The organism is Streptomyces sp. NPDC001351 (assembly GCF_042896045.1).
Classification (GTDB): domain Bacteria; phylum Actinomycetota; class Actinomycetes; order Streptomycetales; family Streptomycetaceae; genus Streptomyces.
The window spans coordinates 25,904-47,022 of record NZ_JBIAWS010000029.1 but is presented as its reverse complement, the minus strand read 5'-3'; the positions used below and the strand labels follow the sequence as shown (position 1 = coordinate 47,022).

The 21,119-nt window shown below is 68.2% G+C and carries 22 protein-coding genes and 2 pseudogenes; 9 read left to right on the top strand and 15 right to left on the bottom strand.

Features of this window, described 5'->3' with window-relative positions:
* Positions 1-176 precede the first annotated feature (176 nt).
* The 4 genes from mshA to ACFY1U_RS50195 form a co-directional block, all read right to left on the bottom strand.
* The gene (mshA, locus tag ACFY1U_RS50210) at positions 177-1,469 is read right to left on the bottom strand and encodes a D-inositol-3-phosphate glycosyltransferase (protein ID WP_390700803.1); all 1,293 of its coding nucleotides are present in this window, start codon (positions 1,467-1,469) and stop codon (positions 177-179) included.
* Positions 1,466-2,311: a formate dehydrogenase accessory sulfurtransferase FdhD gene (fdhD, locus tag ACFY1U_RS50205; RefSeq protein ID WP_390700802.1), complete on the bottom strand. Its 846-nt coding sequence runs from the start codon at positions 2,309-2,311 to the stop codon at positions 1,466-1,468. The genes mshA and fdhD overlap by 4 nt, the downstream gene beginning before the upstream one ends.
* A 41-nt stretch (positions 2,312-2,352) precedes the next feature.
* Complete coding sequence (locus ACFY1U_RS50200) at positions 2,353-3,789, bottom strand: tyrosine-type recombinase/integrase (protein WP_389088233.1); 1,437 nt, start codon at positions 3,787-3,789, stop codon at positions 2,353-2,355.
* A gap of 114 nt (positions 3,790-3,903) precedes the next feature.
* Complete coding sequence (locus tag ACFY1U_RS50195) at positions 3,904-4,170, bottom strand: helix-turn-helix transcriptional regulator (protein ID WP_389088230.1); 267 nt, start codon at positions 4,168-4,170, stop codon at positions 3,904-3,906.
* Positions 4,171-4,872: 702 nt separating this feature from the next.
* Between ACFY1U_RS50195 and ACFY1U_RS50190 the strand changes: the two are divergent.
* Positions 4,873-5,173 (top strand): annotated as a pseudogene (locus ACFY1U_RS50190) (Tn3 family transposase); the annotation flags it as partial.
* A gap of 2 nt (positions 5,174-5,175) precedes the next feature.
* On the opposite strand, the gene ACFY1U_RS50185 reads toward ACFY1U_RS50190, so the two are convergent.
* From ACFY1U_RS50185 to ACFY1U_RS50165, 5 genes are all read right to left on the bottom strand, one after another.
* Positions 5,176-5,880 carry a TIGR02391 family protein gene (locus ACFY1U_RS50185; RefSeq protein ID WP_389088228.1) on the bottom strand — a complete coding sequence of 235 codons (705 nt, stop codon included), beginning with the start codon at positions 5,878-5,880 and terminating at the stop codon, positions 5,176-5,178.
* Positions 5,870-6,325 (bottom strand): hypothetical protein, encoded by a 456-nt coding sequence (locus tag ACFY1U_RS50180; RefSeq protein WP_389088226.1) that lies wholly within the window; start codon positions 6,323-6,325, stop codon positions 5,870-5,872. Before ACFY1U_RS50180 ends, ACFY1U_RS50185 begins: the two co-directional genes overlap by 11 nt.
* Before the next feature lie 72 nt (positions 6,326-6,397).
* A complete protein-coding gene (locus ACFY1U_RS50175; protein ID WP_389088223.1) occupies positions 6,398-6,646 on the bottom strand; it encodes a XapX domain-containing protein in 249 nt (82 codons plus the stop codon).
* 180 nt (positions 6,647-6,826) lie between these two features.
* Positions 6,827-7,300: a hypothetical protein gene (locus ACFY1U_RS50170; protein ID WP_389088221.1), complete on the bottom strand. Its 474-nt coding sequence runs from the start codon at positions 7,298-7,300 to the stop codon at positions 6,827-6,829.
* Positions 7,270-7,818 carry a hypothetical protein gene (locus tag ACFY1U_RS50165; RefSeq protein ID WP_389088219.1) on the bottom strand — a complete coding sequence of 183 codons (549 nt, stop codon included), beginning with the start codon at positions 7,816-7,818 and terminating at the stop codon, positions 7,270-7,272. The genes ACFY1U_RS50170 and ACFY1U_RS50165 overlap by 31 nt, the downstream gene beginning before the upstream one ends.
* 99 nt (positions 7,819-7,917) lie before the next feature.
* Between ACFY1U_RS50165 and ACFY1U_RS50160 the strand changes: the two are divergent.
* Positions 7,918-8,409 (top strand): annotated as a pseudogene (locus tag ACFY1U_RS50160) (TetR/AcrR family transcriptional regulator); the annotation flags it as partial.
* Here the strand turns inward: ACFY1U_RS50160 and ACFY1U_RS50155 are convergent.
* The 3 genes from ACFY1U_RS50155 to ACFY1U_RS50145 all read right to left on the bottom strand — a co-directional run bounded on the left by ACFY1U_RS50155 (position 8,357) and on the right by ACFY1U_RS50145 (position 10,899).
* A complete protein-coding gene (locus ACFY1U_RS50155; protein WP_389088217.1) occupies positions 8,357-9,604 on the bottom strand; it encodes an ISL3 family transposase in 1,248 nt (415 codons plus the stop codon). The pseudogene ACFY1U_RS50160 and the gene ACFY1U_RS50155 overlap by 53 nt on opposite strands.
* A 273-nt stretch (positions 9,605-9,877) precedes the next feature.
* On the bottom strand, positions 9,878-10,444 hold the full coding sequence (locus ACFY1U_RS50150) for a transposase (protein ID WP_389088347.1): 567 nt from the start codon (positions 10,442-10,444) through the stop codon (positions 9,878-9,880).
* Positions 10,360-10,899 (bottom strand): winged helix-turn-helix domain-containing protein, encoded by a 540-nt coding sequence (locus ACFY1U_RS50145; RefSeq protein ID WP_389088215.1) that lies wholly within the window; start codon positions 10,897-10,899, stop codon positions 10,360-10,362. The genes ACFY1U_RS50150 and ACFY1U_RS50145 overlap by 85 nt, the downstream gene beginning before the upstream one ends.
* 227 nt (positions 10,900-11,126) lie before the next feature.
* On the opposite strand from ACFY1U_RS50145, the gene cutA reads away from it, so the two are divergent.
* Positions 11,127-11,453 (top strand): divalent-cation tolerance protein CutA, encoded by a 327-nt coding sequence (gene cutA, locus ACFY1U_RS50140; protein ID WP_389088212.1) that lies wholly within the window; start codon positions 11,127-11,129, stop codon positions 11,451-11,453.
* 67 nt (positions 11,454-11,520) lie between these two features.
* Here cutA and ACFY1U_RS50135 read toward each other — a convergent pair whose 3' ends face one another.
* The 3 genes from ACFY1U_RS50135 to ACFY1U_RS50125 all read right to left on the bottom strand — a co-directional run bounded on the left by ACFY1U_RS50135 (position 11,521) and on the right by ACFY1U_RS50125 (position 14,544).
* On the bottom strand, positions 11,521-12,762 hold the full coding sequence (locus ACFY1U_RS50135; RefSeq protein ID WP_390700801.1) for a helix-turn-helix transcriptional regulator: 1,242 nt from the start codon (positions 12,760-12,762) through the stop codon (positions 11,521-11,523).
* A gap of 192 nt (positions 12,763-12,954) precedes the next feature.
* Positions 12,955-14,118, bottom strand: a complete 1,164-nt coding sequence (locus ACFY1U_RS50130) for a helix-turn-helix domain-containing protein (RefSeq protein ID WP_390700800.1) — start codon at positions 14,116-14,118, stop codon at positions 12,955-12,957.
* Positions 14,119-14,124: 6 nt separating this feature from the next.
* A complete protein-coding gene (locus tag ACFY1U_RS50125) occupies positions 14,125-14,544 on the bottom strand; it encodes an NUDIX domain-containing protein (protein ID WP_389088205.1) in 420 nt (139 codons plus the stop codon).
* A gap of 168 nt (positions 14,545-14,712) precedes the next feature.
* Here ACFY1U_RS50125 and ACFY1U_RS50120 point away from each other — a divergent pair, with 168 nt between their 5' ends.
* From ACFY1U_RS50120 to ACFY1U_RS50095, 6 genes are all read left to right on the top strand, one after another.
* Positions 14,713-15,513 carry a TauD/TfdA family dioxygenase gene (locus tag ACFY1U_RS50120; RefSeq protein ID WP_390700799.1) on the top strand — a complete coding sequence of 267 codons (801 nt, stop codon included), beginning with the start codon at positions 14,713-14,715 and terminating at the stop codon, positions 15,511-15,513.
* Entirely contained in the window at positions 15,510-15,977 is a 468-nt protein-coding gene (locus ACFY1U_RS50115) for an ATP-binding protein (RefSeq protein ID WP_390700798.1), read from the top strand. Before ACFY1U_RS50120 ends, ACFY1U_RS50115 begins: the two co-directional genes overlap by 4 nt.
* Positions 15,977-16,372, top strand: coding sequence for a hypothetical protein (locus ACFY1U_RS50110; protein WP_390700797.1), 396 nt, complete (start codon positions 15,977-15,979; stop codon positions 16,370-16,372). Before ACFY1U_RS50115 ends, ACFY1U_RS50110 begins: the two co-directional genes overlap by 1 nt.
* 317 nt (positions 16,373-16,689) lie before the next feature.
* The gene (gene fxlA / locus ACFY1U_RS50105) at positions 16,690-16,875 is read left to right on the top strand and encodes an FxLD family lanthipeptide (protein WP_390700796.1); all 186 of its coding nucleotides are present in this window, start codon (positions 16,690-16,692) and stop codon (positions 16,873-16,875) included.
* 210 nt (positions 16,876-17,085) lie between these two features.
* Positions 17,086-19,962 (top strand): lantibiotic dehydratase, encoded by a 2,877-nt coding sequence (locus tag ACFY1U_RS50100; protein ID WP_390700795.1) that lies wholly within the window; start codon positions 17,086-17,088, stop codon positions 19,960-19,962.
* The gene (locus tag ACFY1U_RS50095; protein ID WP_390700794.1) at positions 19,959-21,110 is read left to right on the top strand and encodes a lanthionine synthetase C family protein; all 1,152 of its coding nucleotides are present in this window, start codon (positions 19,959-19,961) and stop codon (positions 21,108-21,110) included. The genes ACFY1U_RS50100 and ACFY1U_RS50095 overlap by 4 nt, the downstream gene beginning before the upstream one ends.
* The last annotated feature ends 9 nt before the right edge of the window (positions 21,111-21,119 follow it).

Genomic DNA, 21,119 nt, shown 5'->3' with positions numbered 1-21,119 from the left:
CATGCTCAAGCACCGCACCCTCTACCAACCCGGGCACGAACAAACAGCCTGACCAAGCCCACAGACCTTGACCGAACAGATAGAAGCACCCCCCTTTGCGTCACTCAGCAATGCACACTAACCGACGTTTTCGCACTGGAGGTGTGCGGTCCGTGTCGATCACGTCATAGGGGTCCTTAGCCGACAAGGCGGCGCTCACGCATCGCCGCCGTGTACACCTCCGCCGTCGCCGCCGCGGCCGTGTCCCAGCCGAAGGAGCGGGCGTGGCGGGCCGCGGCCTCGCCCATGCGAACGGAGAGGGCCGGGGCGTCGGCGAAGCGGCGCAGTGCCCGCGCGTAGTCGGCCGGGTCGTGGCCCGGTACGAGCAGGCCGCTCACCCCGTCCCGTACCGCCACGGGCAGACCGCCGACCTCGGCGGCGATCACCGGGGTGCCGCAGGCCTGTGCCTCGACGGCGACCAGGCCGAAGGACTCGCTGTAGGAGGGCATGACCAGGACGGATGCCGCCCGGTACCAGTCGGCGAGCCGGCCCTGATCCACGGGCGGCCGGAACAGTACGACGTCGGAGATGCCGAGGCGGGCCGCCAGTTTCTGCAGGCCCTCCGGCTCGGCCAGGCCGCTGCCGCTCGGCCCGCCCACGACCGGCACCACGATCCGCTCCCGCAACCGCGGCCGCTCCTCCAGCAGCCGGGCCACCGCGCGCAGCAGGACGTCCGGCGCCTTCAGCGGCTGGATGCGGCCCACGAACAGGGGGACGAGGGCGTGCGCGGGCAGCCCGAGGCGCGCTCGGGCCGCTGCCCGGCCGGCCTCGACTCCGGACCCGTCGGGGCGGAAGCGTTCCAGGTCGACGCCGGGGTGCACGACGGACACCCGGTCGGGGTCGGCGTCGTAGTGGTGGAGCAGTTCCTCCGCCTCCTGCTGGGTGTTCGCTATCAACCGGTCGGCTGCGCGGGCGACTTGGGTCTCGCCGAGCACACGGTGCGCGGGCTCGGGGGTGTCCCCGTCGGCGAGGGCGGCGTTCTTGACCTTGGCCATGGTGTGCATGGCGTGGACGAGCGGGACGCCCCAGCGCTCGGCGGTGAGACGGCCGACCTGGCCGGCCCAGGCCTGGGTCACGCCGTGGGTGAACGCGCACAGCTGCGCGGGCAGGTCCTCCTTGGCCAGGCCCTCGTAGGGTCCGGCGGCCACATGCCGCACCAGGACCCCGGGCGCGAGTTCGACGCTGGGCGCAAGGGCGGCGGAGGTGGCCCGGGTGAAGATCTCCACCTCGATGCCGAGGGCGGCGAGGCGCCCCGCGAGCTCGACGATGTAGACGTTCATGCCGCCCGCGTCGCCGGTGCCCGGCTGGTGCAGCGGGGAGGTGTGCACGCTGAGCATGGCGACGCGGCGGGGGCGACCGGGGGCGCCGGGCAGTCGCTGCCGGGGCGGGACGAGCAGGGTGCCGCCGTGCAGCGGTGCGCGCGGGGTCACGCCACGGCCTCGGCGGTGAGATCGACGCGCTGCTCGCCCGCGTACACGTTCATGGAGGCACCGCGCAGGAAGCCCACGAGCGTGAGCCCGGTCTCCGCCGCCAGGTCCACCGCGAGGGATGACGGCGCGGAGACCGCCGCCAGCAGCGGGATGCCTGCCATGACGGCCTTCTGCGCGAGCTCGAAGGAGGCCCGTCCGGACACCAGCAGAATGCTCCGGGACAGCGGGAGTCGGCCGGACCGGAGCGCGCGGCCGATCAGCTTGTCGACGGCGTTGTGCCGGCCGACGTCCTCGCGCAGGTCCAGCAGTTCGCCCTCGGGTGAGAAGAGCGCGGCGGCGTGCAGGCCGCCGGTGCGGTCGAACACCCGCTGGGCGGCGCGGAGTCGGTCGGGCAGGGCGGACAGCAGGGCGGGGGTGACGCGGACCGGGGGTGTGTCGGCGATCGGCCATCGCGCGGTGGTCCGTACGGCGTCCAGGCTCGCCTTGCCGCACAGTCCGCAGGAGGAGGAGGTGTAGACGTTCCGTTCGAGCGTGATGTCGGGGACGGGCACTCCGGGGGTGAGCTGTACGTCTACGACGTTGTACGTGTTCGAGCCGTCGGCGGTGGCGCCCGGGCAGTAGACGATGTTCGCCACCTCGTCGGCCCGGGCCAGGACTCCCTCGCTCACCAGGAAGCCCGCGGCCAGGGCGAAGTCGTCGCCGGGTGTGCGCATCGTGATCGCGAGGGGTCTGCCGTTGAGGCGGATCTCCAGCGGTTCCTCCGCGACCAGGGTGTCGGGTCGGGTGCTGTGCGCTCCGCTTCGGATGCGCAGTACGCGTCGGCGTTCGGTGACACGTCCCATGGCCTCAACTCCTGGTTCGACTTCCTGCAGCGCCCGCGCTCTCAGCACTCGATGACATTCACGGCGAGCCCGCCCCGTGCCGTCTCCTTGTACTTGACCGACAAGGGGGCGCCCTGTTCGACTGGTCCCTTGACCTGCAAGTTCGTGGGAATATTCTTGACCCACTCAGCGAGTAGGGACTTCTCAGGGACTTTCGGCTGGGAGTGGTCCTCCAGCCAGGAGTCCATGGCGACGAGACCGCGCTGACCTGCGCCGGGCATGAAGTGAGCGTAGTGGTCGAGGGTGACCTTCGAGGTCGAGTGCCCGAGCCACTTCGACAGGCTGACGATCGACTCGCCGGCTTCCAGCTGTACGCTCGCGTAGGTGTGCCGAAGGACGTGGAACATGTCCTCTCGCGGGGCGGCGTAGATAGGGACGCGACGTATGCGGCCTCCGTCGCGCCGCACCTTTTCCCCGACAGGCTTGATGATGCCGGCATCGACGAGGGCAGGCTTCCAGCTGCGGTCGTTCCAAGTGCGGTAGTAGATCCGGTTGCCGTGCGAGGTGGTAAGGACCAGATTCACCGTGATCGGCTTCCGCTGACGCTCCTCCAGGGCGGTGGCCGGTGGCTCGGGGTTGCGCCAGGGCAGTGTGCAGGGCGTCGAAGGAAAGCGCCGAAAGTGCTCGCGTGCCCGCATGGCGAGGTTGGGCGGAAGAGGTACGTCGCGGGTCTTACGCCCCTTGGGGAGCGAAAAGTAGGGACGTCCCTTGATGTCCCACTTCAGCTGGCGTCGCACGTAGACGACACTCGCATTGAAGTCGAAGTCCTCCTGGGCGAGACCGAAGGCCTCCCCTTGACGGAGCCCCAGCCCGATGCCCAGATCGACAGCGAACCGGTAGCGCTCCTGGAGGCCCGCCCGAACGGCGTCGACAACCTCACGAGCCCAGGCCTTGGCCTTCTTCTCGGTGGGGCGCGGGGGTTTGACGCTGTTCTTGGCCTTCATGGGGTTGCGTACCAGGCGCTGGTCGTCCACTGCGCTGCTGAGGATCGACGACAGATGCCCCCAGATCACCTCCGCCGTTGTCTCCTCGACACGGGAGAGCAGCGAGGCTTTGAAAGAGCGCAGGGCCGCTGCGTCGATGTCACGCAGAGGGAGGTCGCCCACCAGCGGGATGATGTGGTTCCAGATACGGCTGCCCAAGGGCCCTGCGGTTGAGGGCTCGTCGGCTCGGCCTGGCCACCAGTGATCCACGATGTACTCGGTGAGCGGGATCTCGCCCCTGCGTGCGTCGACGAAATCGCCACGGCTGGAGTCAGTCTGGGAGGTGGCGAGCCACTGCTTGGCGTCCTCGCTCGTTTCGAAGGAGCGGTCCTGGACGCCGGGAATTCCCTTGACCCGGTAGCGCTTTCCCTTGCCGTACAGGGCGGTGCGCTCGCGTTTTCCGGTCTTCTTGTTGGGCCGCTTCTTGAGCCAGCGGTCTTCTATGTAACCGGCCATTCAGTGTGGTTCTCCATGCTTGCGTGCGTTGCGTAGTGGTCGGTGGCAACGCACTTCGCATCCGGTGCTTATCCCGGTCGCGGATGCTCTTTTCCTGGTCTTTTCGAAAGGCGGCTACTCGCGGGGCTTGGCGCGGCGTTGAGGCTTCTGCGCAAGAGGGTTGAGAGCAGAGTTGGACCGGGAGTCGGCCTGTTCCTGGGCTTGCACCCACGCGTCGAGAGCGGCGATGCGGTACATCACGCGGCGCCCCATCCGAAAGCTCGGCGGGCCTTGGCGGCGATGGCGCCAGACATAAAGGGTGTTGGGGGAGATGCCGAGATACTCAGCGGCCTTCGGGAGGTTCAGGAAGGCGGCCTCGACTATGTGATTCGGCTGCGACATGACTGTGCTCCTGCCTTCGGTGCGGCTGCGACAGGATGAGAATCCGGAGAAAGGGCAACTTGGTCGGGCCGGGAATTTCTGATATCCGGTGACGCCGGTGGGTGCTCGCGTCGGAACCGCGTCGGTGAGGACGCGTCGCGCAAGTACTCGGCGGAGGCAGGCGCCCACGGACCCCTGTGTCGGCGGGGGCGCCCCACGGGTCGTGGTGCCGACCGTGGCGAGACGGATCACCCCCGCAGACGTGGCGGTGATCCGAGTAGGTCTACTGAGAGTGCTTGACAAGCAGAGTGCTCCCCACCGCCCCAGCGCTAGCGGTCCATCGGCGGTGACCGAAGCGCGGGTTGCAGGCATCGCCTACGGCTGCTGCTACGAACTGGTGCTGGCTGTAGCCACTGCTCCCGCCGCATGGCTGTAGGTCGACCGTTCCGGGAGCCCCCGTAACTCTCGTGTGCATGGATGTAGACGGGACACTGTTCTTGATCGAGTGAAGGCCCGTGGTCCTGCGGTACTGCAATCTGTGAACCCCGGCGAAGTGACCGAAGTCATTTCAGGTCTGTGCAGTCCGGCCACCGCGGCGATGCGGATCCGGGGACGAACGGCGCTCGCCCGGGAGTAGCGGCGAGCTATCGCCGTCGTGATCGGCGTGGCTGGAGGCACCCGCCGGTCGGTGACCGTGCGTCAGTAGGTTGCAGGGGACCCAGCGCTCTGGTCGACCCGGTCGACGACACCTACCGCCGGCTGATGAACCGGCAGCTGACCGTGCAGGAGTCCCGCCACCGTCTGGCCCGCGCGATCTGCCACGGCAGTCGCGGCCAGATCCGCTAGGCGTACCGCGAGGGCCAGGAGGACCAGCTCGCCGCCTTCGGCCTCGTCCTCAAACGCCGTCGTCCTTTGGAACACCCGCTACCTGGACGCCGCCGTCGCCCAGCTCCGCGCCGAGGGCCACAAGATCAAGGACGAGGACGTCGCCCGCCTCTCTCCGCTCAAGGACCGGCACATCAACTTTTATCTGGACACTTGGCAGCTGTCGATGAGGCGGGCAAGGACGCTGAGGGTGGCCAGTTGTTCCAGTGATTCCTGCTCTGTCCACTCGCCCGTCTCGTGTGCGGCGGGGTTGCGGATCGCGAAGAACGATCCGAGCCCGAGTTGCAGGGCACCGCGTTGCCGACTCTGGACGGTAGGACTCGTCGCGTCGCCGGGGACACGGAGCCGAGGCTTGCCGGGCTCGGCTGGTTTGTCGCTGAATGCCTCTTGCACGAGCTTGTCGTCAGCAACGTCTCGGCGCCCGAGCTTCGCCTGGAGGTGAGCGTTGATCGCGCTGGCGGCTGCGTGCACGGCTGCGCGGTAGTGCTGAGAGTCCCAGAAGGTGCGGGCTGCGTCCCAGACCCAGGGGTGGAACTGGTCGGCCGGAAGGGACGGAGCGTCGGGCGCCAGCCTGGCTGCCCATTCGTCCATGTCAGTGAGGATGCCCAGCCCTCGCTGCACTTGGCTCCGGGCGTGTGACTCTCCCGCCATCGCGTCGACGTTTATTTCTTGCGCGAGTTGAGGGTCAAGGCGTCGCAGAATCTGCTTGATCGTGGGTTCAGATCGATGCAGTTGCTCCAGGAGAGCCTCGTCCCCGATGTAGTCGCCGGGCCTGGCGCTGTTTTCGTAGCGCATGGCCAGGTTGTCAAAAGCTTCGAGCTGTTGCCGCATCCAGTCACGATCCACTGCCGCATGGTAGGTGACCTGCCGCGCTATCCGGAGTGGTTTCTGTGTCCTGAGATTCGCCGAGGTCAGTGAGAAGCTGCCCGATCCGGGAGGCGATGGCGTTGTGTCGTTCGACCTCGCGCGGCCAGCCGCGTTCAACTGCATCCTGGGCGAGCTGCTGTTCACGGGCGAGCCTGGACCGCAGTCGCGGTGCGTACTCGCTGGTGGTGAGGAACTTCGAGCAGCGGAGGTAGAGGTCGCACTCGCAGGGGCCTTCGGCGGGCGCCCGCAGGCAGTGGCCGAGTTCGAGTTCGGTCTTGAAGAAGTTGGTCTTGAGCCAGTTCAGGGTGTCCTCGCCGATCCGGCTGGCCAGCAGTTCCTCAGCAGCCGGGCCCGCGAGGCGTCGAGGACCTCCTCGATGACGAAGTGTTCCTCCAAGCCGATGATTCTCATGCCGTTGCCTCACCTTGGGATTGGTAATTGGTCGCGTCCATGGCTCGGAGCGTGCGGCCCTTGGCGCCAGGACAATTCGCTGCCGTTAGCCATCGCCGGGACGCGCAGCCCGGTCGGCCCGGTTGCTCTGTCGGCCGTTCGCGCTCGTGGATCGCACGGACGCAAGGACCCGGGCCATGCCGCTCTCGCCGACGGCGATCCCGAGCAGTCCCGTCAGGCCGATCAGCGGCGGCACCGGGATCGGCGTGTGCAACAGTGCGAACACCGCTCCTGCGAGGATTCCCGCGATCAGTGACAGCAGGTAGCCGACGGTCTGGCGGGCGCGTGCCGTCACAAGGTGCTCCACCAGGTTGCGGTGATGAGCATGCCGCCGAGGCCCACCATGGCGATCAACGGAGCGCGGGCGACTTGATGCGAGCGAGCGCGTGGAGCGCCCCGACGAGCAGGCCGACCGCGGCCATCTCGGCGTAGGCCATAAGGGTGTCCTCTCCCGCCGACTGGGTGTCCGTGCCGCTCAGGTGCCGAGCAGCGCCGGGACGATGATGTCCTCGCTGGTGAGCAGGCGCTTGGAGAGGCCCTGTTCGTGGTGGTAGCGCAGGAACGTGTCGACGACCTTGCGGTTCGCTTCGAGGCCGTAGGGCCACCAGTCCTCACCGAGGAGCTGCCGGTTCTCCTCGAAGTGCTTGCTGAACCACGGAGTGATGACGCCCATGTGTTGCTTCAGGGCACCGTTGCGGTACTTCTGCTGGGTGAGTTCCTTAGCCTCGCAAAAGGCGCGGTAGATCGAGATCATCAGGTCGTTCTGCGTCGCCAGCTCCCGGGGAACCGCGACGATGTGCATGGCGGGGAAGATCCCGGTGCGCCGGTAGTAGTCGCGCTCCACGCTCTCGTACTCCGGGAACAGCCGGGCGATCTTCGTCGAGCCATTGAGCAGGGCCTGGGGGACGTCGACCGAGATCAGCGCGTCGATCTCGCCGGACTCCAGCATCGCGCCCAGGGTCTCCCCCTCCGCCGCGTGCCGCACATCCCCCCCTCCGGCACCGGCTGTGGTACCCAGTCGAAGGAGGGGATGGGGTGATCGGTGCCCCCGATGACCCAGCGGGACTGATCAGGCGTCAGGCCATACTCGTCGGAGAAGATGCCCTTCATCCACACGCCGGGGTCGTGCCCGAACATCGCGAACTCGCCGATCGTCTTGCCCGCGAGGTCCTGCGGCTTCTCGATCCCCGCCGCGGTGTTCACGAAGACGGCCGAGTGCCGGAAGTTGCGGTTCGGGAAGATGGGCAGCGCGAGGAACCGCGAGTCCTCGAGGTCGAAGGTGCGCAGGAAGTAGGTCAGGCCGAACTCGGCCACGTCGTAACGGCCCTCGATCGTGCGCTGGAAGATGTCCGACACCAGCGAGGCCGTCTCGTAGGTGGCGTCAACCCCGTCGATCGAAACGCGGCCGTCGAACAGCGCCTCCGTGTGCTCGTAGGTGTAGGCGGCGACGCGCAGGGGTGTACTCATCAGGGACCTCTCACTTCCGTGAATGACCTTTCACGTTTAGAGTGGGGTCGGCGAGCCGGGACTGTCAAGGTGAATGGCCATTTACGTTGGAGGTGGATCATGCCACGCATCACCCCTGAGCGTCGCGAGGCCAGACGGGCACAGATCGTGGCGGCCGCGCGTCGCTGCTTCTCGCGTGACGGTTTCCACCAGACCTCCATGCCCGACATCGCCACGGAGGCCGGTGTGTCCGCCGGGGCGGCCTACCGGTACTTCGCGAACAAGGAAGAGATCATCCTCACCATCGCGGAAGACGCCTTCCGCCTCGTCTTCGCCCCGGTCCAGCAGCTGGCGGCGACAACCGACCACGCCTCCCCGGCGGAGTTGGTGGCCGCCTCCCTCGACGCGTTGAGCACCGAAACCATCATCGATCCCGCCGGGGCTGAGGTGCCGGTCGAGGAACTGCTGCGCTGTGGGGTACAGAGCTGGTCAGAACTGCTGCGCAACGAGACGGTGCGCACCCGCGCCGTCGAGGGCTTCCAAGGGATGCTGGCCAGCATCACCGACGCCCTTCGCCGCGGCCAGGCCGCCGGCGCCGTCCCCGTCGCCGTGGATCCCGAGCGCGGAGCAAGGGCGGTGATGGCCCTGCTGCACGGGTGCCTGCTACAGCGCGTGGGCTTCGGCCTGACCAACACGGCAGGAATCGCCGACGATATCCAGATGCTTCTCGGCTCCACACACGCACCACCGCGGGAAGAAGGTCGCGCACTACGGAGTAGGAGCCGGTGAAGCCCTGCTCGCGTAGTTCGGCGTGGAGTTTGGAGGCGTCGGTGTGACCTTCGTTCCAACGCCGGTGCAAGTAGGGCTTGTAGGGGTCGAGGATGCTAGGGAGGTTCTGCCACCGGCCGGTGGCCAGTTCCTGCCAGGTGTCGGCCCGGGCGTAGCGTCGGACGGTGTTGCGGGCCAGCCCCAGTCGACGGCCGATGGCCCGCATGCTCAGGCCCTCGTCGAGGAGGGCGTGCACGGCCGTGTGATGCTGCTCGACCCTGACGGTCAGACGACCGCCCTGTGAGGCGGACGGGTGCAGGACCTCGGGCGCCATGCCCGGAGCGGCTTCGGGGCCGCACAGGCACATACTGTGCTTGCTGACCAGGCGTTTGATGGCCTCGGAGAGGTTGTGCCAGACATGCCACAGATCAGCGATCTGGACGGCGCCGGGGGCGCCGGTGCGGCCACCCTCGGCGTAGGCGCCGCCCCGGTCGCGGCAGATGATCTCAACGCCGGGATGCGCGGTGAGCCAGGCAGCGAACGTGGCCGCCTCCCGCTCGGGCAGCAGGTCGACGGGAGCGCGGGTCTCGCCGTCGACCAGCACCGTGCCGCAATTGTGGCGGCCCTTGCGCCAGGCGAACTCGTCGGCCCCGAGCACCCGGGGCGTGGCAGCGGGCGGATCCGGCAGCGCCATCACCAAGGACAGCAGAGTGGTCCGGCTGACCGGCGCGGGCAGCCGGGCCGCCAGGCGTTCACCGGACCGGCCGGCCAGGGCCACCGCGATCGCGCCCAGCAGGTTCCCCAGCTGCGGTGTCCGCCGCCCGTAGCGCACGGTCAGTCCACCCACCTGCTCGGCGAACGTCACCCGTGCGCACCCGGAGGCATCGCAGAACAGACGGCGCACCGTCAGCTCGATGCACACCTGGCGGCCGCCGACCGCACCGTCGCCGAGGCGGCGCTGGTAGCCGCTGTGGCGCCGCCTCGACGGTGTCCCGCAGTCTGGGCACGCCACCGGTACCGACTCGGAGGTTCTGGCCACGATGCGTAACACCCCGCGCTCGGGGTTCACTTGCTCCACGAGCACCCCGCCCACGTGCGGTAACACCGCCTGCAGAAGCTCCCCACACTCGACGAGTGTCACGCCGTCTGTAACGGAGCGTCACCGGCGCACGGAAGCATGATCGGCTTCACGGAAATCTTGACAGAGCCAGCGTTCGGCCGTCGCCGACACCCCCATCGCAGAGGCGGAAACCTTCCCGCTTCAGGCCAACGACCCGTTGCTCGCGTGTGGGCTATTACTGACTTCGGCTCGTCAAGGTGATGCTGGCTCGTCGAGAGTCAGGCCGGTGCCCGCTATGAAGCCGTCGAGGGTGTCGGCCCGGTACTGGAGGCGTTTGAGCCGGTTGCGGACGAGCGCTTCCAGGCGGTCGAGGGCGACGACGGCGAGGTTGGCCAGGCTGCGTTTGACGTGTGCCCACACGCCCTCGACGGGATTGAGGTCGGGTGAGTACGCGGGCAGCAGGAACACCGTCAGCCATTCACGCTCGGCGATCAGCTCACGCATGGCGTGGGAGACGTGGGTGTTGAGCCGGTCCCACACCAGCACGATCGGCGCCTTGACGAGCTGGTGGACGCCGTCGATCAGTGCGATGAAGTCACGCTCGCCCATGCTGCGGCGCTTGCCTTTGCCCGCGGGATGGGTGCGCAGACGGTGACACAGCCGGGTGCGGGAGCCCGGGCGCCACGCGATCAGCCCGGCCACCGACAGGCGCCCCGAGCGCCGCCCGCTCACCGTCACGACCGGGGTGCGGCCCCGCCGGCCCCAGGTGCGTCCTTTGGGCGGCCGACGGGTGAAGCCCGCCTCGTCCTCGAAGCAGATGTAGCCCCCGCAGGCCGCCCGGGCCCTTTTACCTCCGCCCAGGTCGCCTCCTTCCAGCCGGTCACGGCCTCTTCGTCGCGCTCGGCCACCCTGCGTGCGGGCATCTGCGGAGTGAAGCCGAGTCGGCGCATCAGCCTCGTCGCGCCCGAGACGCTGTAGGAGACGTGGAACTTCCTGCCGATCAGCGTGGCCACGCGTGCAGCCGTCCACACCTGGTCCTCAATCCAGCCGTGCGCGGCCGGTCCCTGCTCGAGATACCCGGCGAGCTTCTCCAGACAGCGTGGCGAGAGGCGACACCGGCCCCCGCTCGGCCCTCGGGAAAGCAGCGCGTCGGCACCACCTTGCCGCCACAACTGCTGCCACTGGTAAGCCGACTTCACACTCACACGCAGCTGCCGGGCCACCTCGGGCGGTTTGACCTGCTGCGCGAACAGCTCCGCCGCCTGCATCCGCACCGCTTCCCGGCGCCGCCGTGCTACAGGCGACAGCCCGCCCCCATCCGTATATCTCACGCACCACGGACTACCGGCAACTCCACACCCACATCAGGACGTTCGGCAAACATCACCCTAACGAGCCGAGATCAGTAGTCGGTGCGGCAGGACGCCTTGGATTGTGCCTGAGGCGGTGTTCAGAGGCGGCTGGGTAGGGTCGTGGTACACCGAGCTGGAGAGGTAGTTGCATGGCCAACGAGATTGTGATCGCGCAGACGACCATCGACGACGAGGGCCAGGCAAGGGCGCTGGCACGGGGCGCGGTTGAGAGTAAGTTGGCAGCCGGTGTTCACATCGACGGGCCGATCACTGCCGTCTACTGGTGGAAGAACGAGGTCGAGACCGCCCGGGAGTGGCGTGTCTCGTACATGACGACGACAGACCGTCTCCCGCAGCTGGAGGCGTGGCTGTCCGAGAAGCACCCGTACGACGTCCCTCAGTGGATCACACTGCCTGTGACCGGCGGGTCGGAGGCTTACCTGTCGTGGGTTGTTGAGGAGACAACGCGGGACTGACGAGCGAGGTCCTGCGCGACCGCGTCCGTGTTCTCAGCTTGTCCGTGTCCCGAGTGAGGGGATCGGTTCAGGACGCGAACTGCCGCAAGTGATGGGCGAGCTCCCGCTCGCTGTCAGGGAGCCACTCCGCGATTGTCGCGGCGCGTTCCTTGCCCATCGTGTTGGGCTTGGCTTGTGAGGCGGCCGTGAACTGGCGCGATACGTAGACGCCTTGTTCGACGTCGCCTCCTCGTAGCAGGGCCGAAGCGAGATCGCCGAGGACTACGACGCCGCCGTCCGGTAGGTCGTCCCCGAGGCGGCCGACTGCGGTGTCGGCGGCAGCGGTGAGTTCGGAGCGCCCCAGCTGCCCGTACACGGAAAGAGCCAACGAATCCATCCGGTACGGCGTCACGAAGCGGACCCATGCCTGCTCGCTGGCGTGATCCGCGAAGTCGTAGGCGAAGCGTGCTCGGTCAAGCGCACGCAGCGCCCCTGTCTCGTCGCCGACCGCAGCAGCTTCCTCCGCGTGTCTTCCGAGGACCCAGGCTGCGGCCGTGGCGTTGCCGTGGCCGCGCACATCCTGGGAGGCCTGGGACAGGAGTTGCAGTTTCCTCTTCGGTGTCGGAGCCCCGTAGCTGGCGTAGGTGAGGGCCAATGCTCTGAGGGGAGGATGCCCGGCCTTCGCCGCGCACTCAGTGGTGACTTTGTAGTAGGCGCCAGCCTTGCCGTACTCGCCCAGGTCCCAGGCCACCCATCCGGCAAGGGCGGCGGTTTCCCCGGCGGCGATGGTGAGAGCCCGTTCGTGCTCGCCGGCGTGAGGCAGGGCTGCGGTGATGGCGTCGAGGTGCGACTCAACGGTGTTCTGCAGGCGGCGGGCACTGAGGTTGAGTTCCTGGACGTGCAGGTCAGCAGCGCGGTTGATGAGCGCGACGGCAGCGGGCGTGTCGATGCGGGAGCTCTTGCTGAGAGCGAAGGCAAGCCGCCCCCAGGGCTCGGCAGCCGCGCTTACGCCAATGGCGGCGCTACCCAGCAGCTTGCGGCGCTTCACGTCGTCCTGGTCCTCCTCTTCACGAGCAGTCCCCCTCCTCCGTCGGGCGCGGGCGGCCTTGGCCTCCCGCAGTAATTCTTCGTAGGGGACGCCGCAGGCCACCGCGATGTGGGCGAGTGTGTGGTTCGTAGGGACGTTCTCAAACTTCTCATAGCGGCTGATCTCTCGGCGGGTCATGGTGTCCCGGCCAGAGACGGCGTTGATCGCGTCTGCCTGCTGCTCTTGCGTCCGGCCTGCGTCCTTCCGGAGCCGGAGCAACAGTTCGGCGAACGGATCTGGCATGAGTGTGACCTCTGTCGTGGATGGAATCCAATCATGGCCCCAACTCCCCCTTGGAGTTTCCCCCTTGACAGACTTTTCCCCCTCTGGATTCCCCTGGTAGACGGCTTGGTCGCGCGATGCGATAGGGGCATGACGACGTTCCTGAAGTCGGGTGACCGAGGCCAGCCGGCGCTGCTCTGGGACGAGATCGAGTTAGGCCGCTATCTCCTGCCGGATCCGGTTGAGGGCATGCTCCGCGGCTTCCTTGATCTCCGGCAGCCAAGGGTCCGCCGCGCGCACGATGCGCTGCAACTGGTGGGGAAGACGCTGGCGGACAGCTTCGTCGATCGCTGTGTTGAGGGACTCAGCAGCGCCGCCGCAGTCGTCGGCGGCCAGCCGTACTCGCGCCACTGTGATGAGCTCGATGACGCGCCATTGCGGGGCGACCGTGCTTGTCGGCACTGGACTTCCCTTCTCGACCAGGGCCACGGCGGCTTCCGCCCGGCCGGTGGAGATCAGACCCCGCAGCCGGATCTCGTGCAGGGCATACGGATTGAACAGCGACGTGTGTTCGGTCTGGTCGAGGAGCTGGCCCGTCTCCCGCATCACGCGGTCGAACAGCGGTCGATTGCCGATGGCGCCGGCAGCGCGGGCGAGCAGGGGGAGAGCAGCGGCGCGGGCCTCTGGATCGGGTGCCAAGGCGACGGCGCGCTGCAGACGGTCGACGGCGGCGCCGTGGATGCGGGCTTTGCGCAGTTCGTTGCCGTGCATGCGCAGAACGTAGGAGGTGAAGGCAGCGTCGTCGAAGTATTGGGCGACGTCGATGCTCTTGGCAGTCCAGCGGGCAGCGGTGCTCAGCCGCTCCTCCGGCAGGACGTTCCCCAGGGCGACGCCGAGGCCGACGCGGGCGCGGGCGAGGAGGCGAAGAACATCCCGCTCCGTGTGTCCGTCCTCCACTCGGGCCTCCAACCGGGCGACCAGCGGCCACAGTTCAGCGACGGCTTCAGAGGCGTGGCCGGACTGTCGCGCGATCTCGGCCAGGCGGACAGTGGACTCGCCGAACTGCAGCATGGCGCGGTGGTCGGTGTCGGCCGGGTCCGTGACGCCAAGGACGTGCGGGGGAAGCCTCAGGGATTCGGCGATGTGCCGGCGGGAGCCGATGTCGTCCAGGCTGCGCTTGCCGAGTTCGAGATGGGAGATGTACGTCTTGTCGTACCCGAGCACCAGTCCGAGTTCGGTCTGGTTCATGCCGTGCACGCTGCGGTGGAAGCGCAGGATGGCACCGAGGTCGCGCGTGGCGAGGATCGCCTCCGCCTGGGGCGTGGCCCAGCGCCACAGGACGTGCTGCGCCCGGCGCGCCACCTCCCCTCTGGCCACGGCCGGTTACATCCGCTCGTACCACGTGGCGATGGACTGCTTGTACCCGTCCGGCATGGTCAGGCCGGGCACATCCTCCGCGGCGAACAGGCCGATCTCCTTGTGCTCGTTACTCACCACGGGCTCCCTGTCCGGGCTGAGCACAGTGCAGCCGTAGGTGACGATCACCACCCGCCGGTCCGGCAGAGTCTCGGGCAAGGGCTGGTAGATCCACACGTCGAGGAGATGGCCCGCTTTCACCGCCCAGCCAGTCTCCTCCTCGATCTCCCTTTCCACCGTCAACTCCGGTGTGGGGTCGCCTGCTTCGAGGCGGCCGCCGGGCAGTTCCCATTCCTCGCGTTCGTTCTTCAGCAGCAGTACGCGTCGACGGCTGTCCAAAGCCACGCCCTTGACGGAGACGGGCCAGGTGGGGGGCGTGTTCGCCATCGCTCTCCTCGGATTACGCGGATGGCCGGGGGCGCTCGGAACGTACCACGCTTGCCGCAACCGCCGTCCTTCATGGGCGAATTGCCCGAGTCGACAATCTGTCGCTTTACCTCATGCTCCGTGACTCCGAACAGTGGGAGCACCCAACCGTGGCGAAGGAGATCCGTGATGCGCCGAGCCCCTCAGCTGTATGCCGACGCTTTCGCGCACCACCACATCGACCTCGCGGCGCCGGGGGCCGATTCGATGCTCGCGGCACAGCTGCGGGACACGGGCCTGGTCACGCTCGATGGCCTCACCTCGCGCAACGCCGTGATCGCCTTCGCCAACCGGATCATGAACCTCGTACCGCACCGCGACAGCGACTCGGACGGCCTCACGACCATCCGTGACACCCGCCGACACATCAACCGAGCGGGTTTCGCTGGATTTGGCAACGGTGATCTCGATCCACACACCGAACGTTCTGGCACACCCGCTCCACCCCGTCTGATGCTTCTCGTGTGCGGACAAGCTGCGGTGACAGGCGGGGAGCCCCTGCTCACCGACGGGCGGGCCGTTCACGCCGGCCTGTTCATCGGTGGGTGGGAGGCCGGGCTGACGCTGTCACAGCCCCGGACAGCGTTCTTCGGAGCCGGAGACGGTCACGCCACACAGGTGTTCACCGTCCATCGTGATCAGCGTGTATCGGTTCGTGTGCGGTTTGACGGGCTCTCACACTGGAGCCCGATCGTTCAGCCCTATGTCCCTCAGCTGAGGACCGCAGCCATACGCCATCAGATCCCTCTGCCATTGGCGCCCGGCCAGGGCTATCTGCTCGATAACGAACGCTGGCTGCACGGGCGCCGCGCCTTCGCCGGTGATCGGCTCTGCTGGCGTGCCCTGGGACATCCCCGCTTCCCCATGCCGCAAGGATTCGAGCCTGCCCCGGAGACGGTCCTTCCGCCCATGCTCTCGGAGGCGGGATGACGACCGGACGAACCGCGACGGTCCCCGTCACGTCATTGACGACCATCACAGCTAATGCCTCAGCCGACTCAGATCACGCAGCTGTACGCGGCTTCGAGGTCGATTTCCTTCCTGCTGACTTCCGCGTCGGGCACATGCGACGGATCGTGTCGGCCCACCTACACCTCTGGGACCTGACAGGACTGTGTGACTCAGCCACTCTGGCCGTCTCGGAACTGGTCACCAACGCCGTGCGACATGGCCAAGGGAAGCCGGTCGGATTCCGGGTGACGAACACCGACAACGAACTACGCATCGAGGTCACTGACGGAAACTCGACACCGGCCCGGCTCCGCGAAGCGGGTGAATCTGCTGAGAGCGGCCGCGGGTTGTTACTCGTCGGCGCGCTTGCGAAAGAGTGGGGTGTCAGTCCCGACGGGACGACGACGTGGTGCTCCTTCGCGATCCCCAAAGGGGGATCTTGATGGTCGCAGTGACGCGCGAGGTCGCCGCTGAGCTGACCGGACGGTGCTCCACCGATGACGCCACGCTGGGCGTGGTCCTCTTCTCACTGCGCCGCTCTCTAGCACGCGAGGCGATCAGCGAGGAGCTGTACGACGACCTGGAAGCCGTTCTCGGGGAGTTCTCGCGACCTGACCCAGACGAGGTCGGGGTCATCGCGGATGGGTTCCGGAAGACGACCACCAAGCTCGTGGAGATCGTGCCCTACCTCGTGAAGCCGTACCCGATCGATGAGATACGGCGCGTTATCGATGTGAGTGCCGAGCACCCGTGCCCTGAGCACGCACAGGGCCACGTCGTCCGCTTTGGCCTGGCCATCCTCTCGATCCTCGATCTGATGGGGGACGACGCGTCGTGATGCGCTCGCCAGCACCGACTGTTGGACCTGTACTGAGCGACAACAGCTTGTGGCTCCGCCCGGCGTCGGGCGAACACAGCTCCGCGCGTCCTTCTCGGGAAGTCGGAAATCCCTGGCGACTGTCACTGTATCCGCCATGTCGTACCCACCTTGATCGCCGCGATTTTCCCCAGGTCACCGCCGCCGCCCATTCTCTGGGCAACCACACCTGACTCCCATGCGCGGCAGCCCCGTTGCTAGCCACTGCCGCGCATGGGTTCCACACCCCTGTTCGCGCGATGTGCGAGCAGTCCCAACCAACATCTCGGAGGCATTAGATGACAGTCCAGATGGACGAACAGGCCACTGCGACCACTGGGCCGGCCACCGACCTCTTGCCGTTCTCGGACGAGGACTGGCAGCTCGAGGTCACGATCACCGACGCTCCGCGTTCGGTGCCGGCCAACTGCGACACCAGCGACGGCTGCGAGTCGTCATGCGCGTCCTCCTGCACCAGCGACTGATCCCACTCAACAGAGCCTGTTCCTGCGGGCCGGAAGTTCCCGGCTCGCAGGACCAGACACATCCGACGAGGACGAACATTGACGCGGACCAGACTTCTCCAGCGCGGCGACGTGCTTCTTCTGCGCGCCGCGGTCGCCCCCTTTACACTGCAGCACACTCGCTGGCCTTCGCCCGACGATGCGAAAGCCTGCCGTGAGTGGCTGGCCGGGATGTGGGCTGACCAGGCAGACTTCGCCACTGCGGTGCAGTCCGCCACGCCGCGCCTGACCCGCGCGGTGGAGCAGGCCGTGAACGACCTGAGTCTGTCACCCAGGAAGGTCCGCAGGGCGGCCACCGCCACAGCCCGGTACCTGCTGCGGGCCACCGGCCGTCCGACCCCTTTCGGTCTCTTCGCCGGGGTGACCACCGCGCACATCGGCCCCGCCCTCGCCCGATTCGGCAGCGAGCATCGCCCGATAGCCCGCCCGGACACCCTTTGGCTTGACCACGTACGCCGCGACCTCGAGAACCGCCCCGACGTCCTGCCGCACCTGATCGTGGCAGCCGACACCCTCACCACACGGCGCGGGATCACCCTCGAACGCCCAGCACCCGGCGGCCGTACGGCAACCGTCCGGCTCACCCGGCCGCTCGCATCCCTCCTGGAAATGGCGGTCAAGCCGGTGCCGTCCGCGCAGGTCGTGGAACACCTCACCGCGATGGGCGGCTCCGAATCGCAGGCGACGGGTCTGCTCGCCACTGCGGTCCGTGCGAGCCTGCTGACCACTCATCTCCATGCCCCGGTCACGGACATGGACCCCCTCGGCCACCTGCTCGGCGTCCTGGAGCCGGTGTCGTCGAGTCTGGAGCCAGAGACCGTTGCGGTGCTGACTGAACTCGCCGCTGTCCACCGGTTGCTGGACGGCCACAACACGGCCTGGGATCAGCGAGCAGCGAGGAGGATCCGGGAAGAGGCCGAGCACCGGATGACCACGCTCAAGAACGCCGGCCGCGTACGGCTGAGCGTGGATCTTCGTCTCGATGCCACCGTGCAGATCCCCGCCCCCGTCCTGGACGAAGCGGAAGCCGCCGCCCACGCTCTGCTCCGCCTCACCCGCCACCAGAGCGAGAAGCCCGAATGGGCCGCCTACCACAGTGTGTTCTGGGACCGGTACGGAGCGGGCAGCCTGGTCCCCGTCCGCGACGCCGTGGACCTGGCTGCCGGTGTGGGGCTGCCCGGCAACTTCCCCATGTCGCTGTGGCCCGAGCAACCGACGCGGCCGCTGCCGAGGGACGAGCTGCTGATGCGCCGCGCGTGGCAAGCCGCAGTCACCGGCGAGCAGGAAATCCGCCTCACGGATGCCGATATCGAGGAGCTGAACCCCACGCCGCGAACCGCGGACGACGAAGCAGCGGTGGCCCCGCACGTCGAGATGGGGGTGCGGGTCTACGCCGGAAGCCAACAGGCCCTCGACCGCGGCAACTTCACGATCTCGGTACGCCCGGCGTGGAGCACGGGGAACCTCACCGGCCGGTTCGCGGCCATGCTGCCCGACAGCGGCCTGCGCGAGGTCTACGGGAAGCTGCCCACCCTCGTGGACGGGGCACTCGCTGCTCAGCTGTCCTTCACCCCGGACTACCCGCACGCCGAGAACGTCGTCCGCACGCCGGCCTTCCTGCCGTACGTGATCCCGCTGGGCGAGCACCGCCCGCCCGCCGACAACCTCATCCCCCTTGACGACTTGGCGGTGCTGTCCACCGGCAAACGGCTTCACCTGGTCAGCGTTTCGCGCCGACGTGTCGTCGAGCCTGCGGTCCTGCACCCGCTGGCCCTGGAGAAGCAGGCACCGCCCGTTGCCCGTTTCCTGGCCCAGCTCGGCCGGGGCTTCGCCACCGCGTGGACCCAGTTCGACTGGGGCCCGCTCGCTGCCGGGATGCCGTTCCTGCCCCGCGTCCGCTACCGCAAAGCCCTCCTCACTCCCGCCCGTTGGCACATCGCCGCGAGGGATCTGCCGGCCGGACCCTTCACCCCTGGCTGGCACGAAGCCCTGACCGACTGGGCACGGACCTGGCGATGCCCGCAGTTCCTCGAACTACGCGAGGACGACCGCACCTTGCGTATCGACCTGCGCGAGGCCCTGCACGCACGTCTGCTGTTCGACCACCTTCGGCGGCACGACATCGCCGACCTCCACGAAGCCGCCACAGAAGAGGACTTGGGGTGGATCGGGCACGCCCACGAGATCGTCCTACCGCTCACGTCCACCCGACCGCCGGCGCCTCACCCGGACCTCGACAACGCACCCGTGATCACCAACCGGATGCAAGCCACCCCCGGCGCCGACCAGCCGTGGGTCCAGGCCAAGCTGTTCACCGCACCCGCCGCCATGGACCAGATCCTCGCGCGTACCCTCCCCGACCCACTGGAACAGCTGGACACCTGGTTCGTGCGCTACCGCTCACCACTGGAGGAGAGCCACCTGCGGCTCCGCGTCGCCGCTGCCGAACCGGCCACGCACGCCGGTATCACCCAGACCCTCGTGACCTGGGTCCGACAACTTCAGGACGACTCCCTCGTCTCCCGCCTCGTCTTCGACGGCTACCGGCCCGAGATCGGCCGGTACGGTACCGGCGCCGCGATGACGGCCGCGGAGAACGTCTTCACCGCCGACAGCAGTACCGTCCGCTACGCCCTGGCGGACCTCCCGCGCGCAGACCGGCGCGTGCTGGCCGCGCTCGGCATGATCGACATAGTCCTCGACTTCCTCGGCGACAAGCACGGCACCCGCTGGCTGGCCACCACACCCGCCCGCCGGACCGGCCTGTCGGCCGTCACCCGCGTCGTCGCACAGCACACGGCCTCCGGCCTTCGGGCCCGGCCGCTCGGCTGGACCCCGCGGCTCGACGCCGCGAACGCCGCCCGACGCGCCGCCCTGCACCGCTACCGCGAACACGTCGCCGACCGGCAGGTCACGGCCGTACTGGAATCCCTGCTGCACATGCACCACAACCGGCTCGTCGGACCGGATCGCGACTCGGAGGCCGCCTGCCGTCACGCCGCCCGCCAGGCGAGCCGCACCGTGTGGGTGCGGGAGGCCACCCCATGAGCCAGCACGCCTGCGACCTGGGCACAGGGGCAGTCGGAACGCTCCTACGCCAAGCCGTGATCGCACGCAGCGACGGCGCTTGGGACGCAGCACACCGCACCGCCCGCGCGGTCGCCGCCCAGCCCGCCACCAGTCACCCGGACGACGCCAGCCTGTACCGCGGCGCACCCGCCCTTGCCTACGCCCTGCACACCGCTGGCCACCCGGCCTACCACTCGGCACTCAAAGCCCTGGACGAGACGGTCGCAAATCTCGTGCGCGTCAGACTCGTGGCGGCGCACGCGCGGATGGACGCAGGCCAGCCGCCGAGAATGAGCGAGTACGACCTGATAAGCGGCCTTACCGGGCTCGGCGCCCACCTCCTGCACCGCCGCACCCGCCCGGAGCTCCTGGAACAGGTGCTGCGCTACCTGGTCCGGCTGGTACTCCACCCCGTCACGATTGGCAGCCTCGTGCTTCCGGGCTGGTGGACCTCGGACGGCCCCGGCGGTCGGCCCGTCAATGAATTGCCGCACGGGCATGGCAACTTCGGACTCGCTCACGGCGTTGCCGGCCCCCTAGCCCTCCTCGCTCTGTCCGCCCGAGCAGGAGTGCGGGTGCCCGGAGGGCAAGAGGCGCTTGAGCACGCCTGCCGACTGCTGGAACAGTGGCTGTGCCCCACTCCCCAGGGTGCGGCGCTCTGGCCCGAGACCCTCACCGCCCACCAGTGGTACGCGGGGCCGCCCCCCTCCATCACCCCGGGTAGACCCTCCTGGTGCTACGGCACCCCCGGCATCGCCCGAGCCCTTCAACTGGCCGCACTCGCCTGCGGCCGTGTCTCGGCACAGCGAGACGCCCAACAAGCCCTGGCCGCCTGCCTCACCGACCAGTCGCAACTCGACTTGCTCGGCGGTGCCACGGTCTGCCACGGCTGGGCCGGGCTCGCACTCGTCGTCAACGCGGCCGCGGCCGACGCCCCCGCCGGCAGCCCGCTCCCAGCGCAGATCCCCCTCCTGCGCGAACGTCTGAGCACCCACCTCGACCAGCACCCGATGCCGGACAACGGCGGCCTCCTGACGGGTTCGGACGGCGTCCTGCTGACCCTGCACACCCTCACCCCCACGCGGTGCGCTGCACCGACGTGGCAGACGTGTCTCCTCCTCAACTGATAAGGATGC

What these genes read in the sequence shown, in the direction of transcription:
- fdhD (WP_390700802.1), bottom strand. Translation starts at nt 2,311, where the DNA reads ATGGGACGTGTCACCGAACGCCGACGCGTACTGCGCATCCGAAGCGGA.
- ACFY1U_RS50200 (WP_389088233.1), bottom strand. Translation starts at nt 3,789, where the DNA reads ATGGCCGGTTACATAGAAGACCGCTGGCTCAAGAAGCGGCCCAACAAG.
- ACFY1U_RS50195 (WP_389088230.1), bottom strand. Translation starts at nt 4,170, where the DNA reads ATGTCGCAGCCGAATCACATAGTCGAGGCCGCCTTCCTGAACCTCCCG.
- ACFY1U_RS50170 (WP_389088221.1), bottom strand. Translation starts at nt 7,300, where the DNA reads ATGCTGGAGTCCGGCGAGATCGACGCGCTGATCTCGGTCGACGTCCCC.
- ACFY1U_RS50165 (WP_389088219.1), bottom strand. Translation starts at nt 7,818, where the DNA reads ATGAGTACACCCCTGCGCGTCGCCGCCTACACCTACGAGCACACGGAG.
- cutA (WP_389088212.1), top strand. Translation starts at nt 11,127, where the DNA reads ATGGCCAACGAGATTGTGATCGCGCAGACGACCATCGACGACGAGGGC.
- ACFY1U_RS50135 (WP_390700801.1), bottom strand. Translation starts at nt 12,762, where the DNA reads ATGCCAGATCCGTTCGCCGAACTGTTGCTCCGGCTCCGGAAGGACGCA.
- ACFY1U_RS50125 (WP_389088205.1), bottom strand. Translation starts at nt 14,544, where the DNA reads ATGGCGAACACGCCCCCCACCTGGCCCGTCTCCGTCAAGGGCGTGGCT.
- ACFY1U_RS50120 (WP_390700799.1), top strand. Translation starts at nt 14,713, where the DNA reads ATGCGCCGAGCCCCTCAGCTGTATGCCGACGCTTTCGCGCACCACCAC.
- ACFY1U_RS50115 (WP_390700798.1), top strand. Translation starts at nt 15,510, where the DNA reads ATGACGACCGGACGAACCGCGACGGTCCCCGTCACGTCATTGACGACC.
- ACFY1U_RS50110 (WP_390700797.1), top strand. Translation starts at nt 15,977, where the DNA reads ATGGTCGCAGTGACGCGCGAGGTCGCCGCTGAGCTGACCGGACGGTGC.
- fxlA (WP_390700796.1), top strand. Translation starts at nt 16,690, where the DNA reads ATGACAGTCCAGATGGACGAACAGGCCACTGCGACCACTGGGCCGGCC.
- ACFY1U_RS50100 (WP_390700795.1), top strand. Translation starts at nt 17,086, where the DNA reads ATGTGGGCTGACCAGGCAGACTTCGCCACTGCGGTGCAGTCCGCCACG.
- ACFY1U_RS50095 (WP_390700794.1), top strand. Translation starts at nt 19,959, where the DNA reads ATGAGCCAGCACGCCTGCGACCTGGGCACAGGGGCAGTCGGAACGCTC.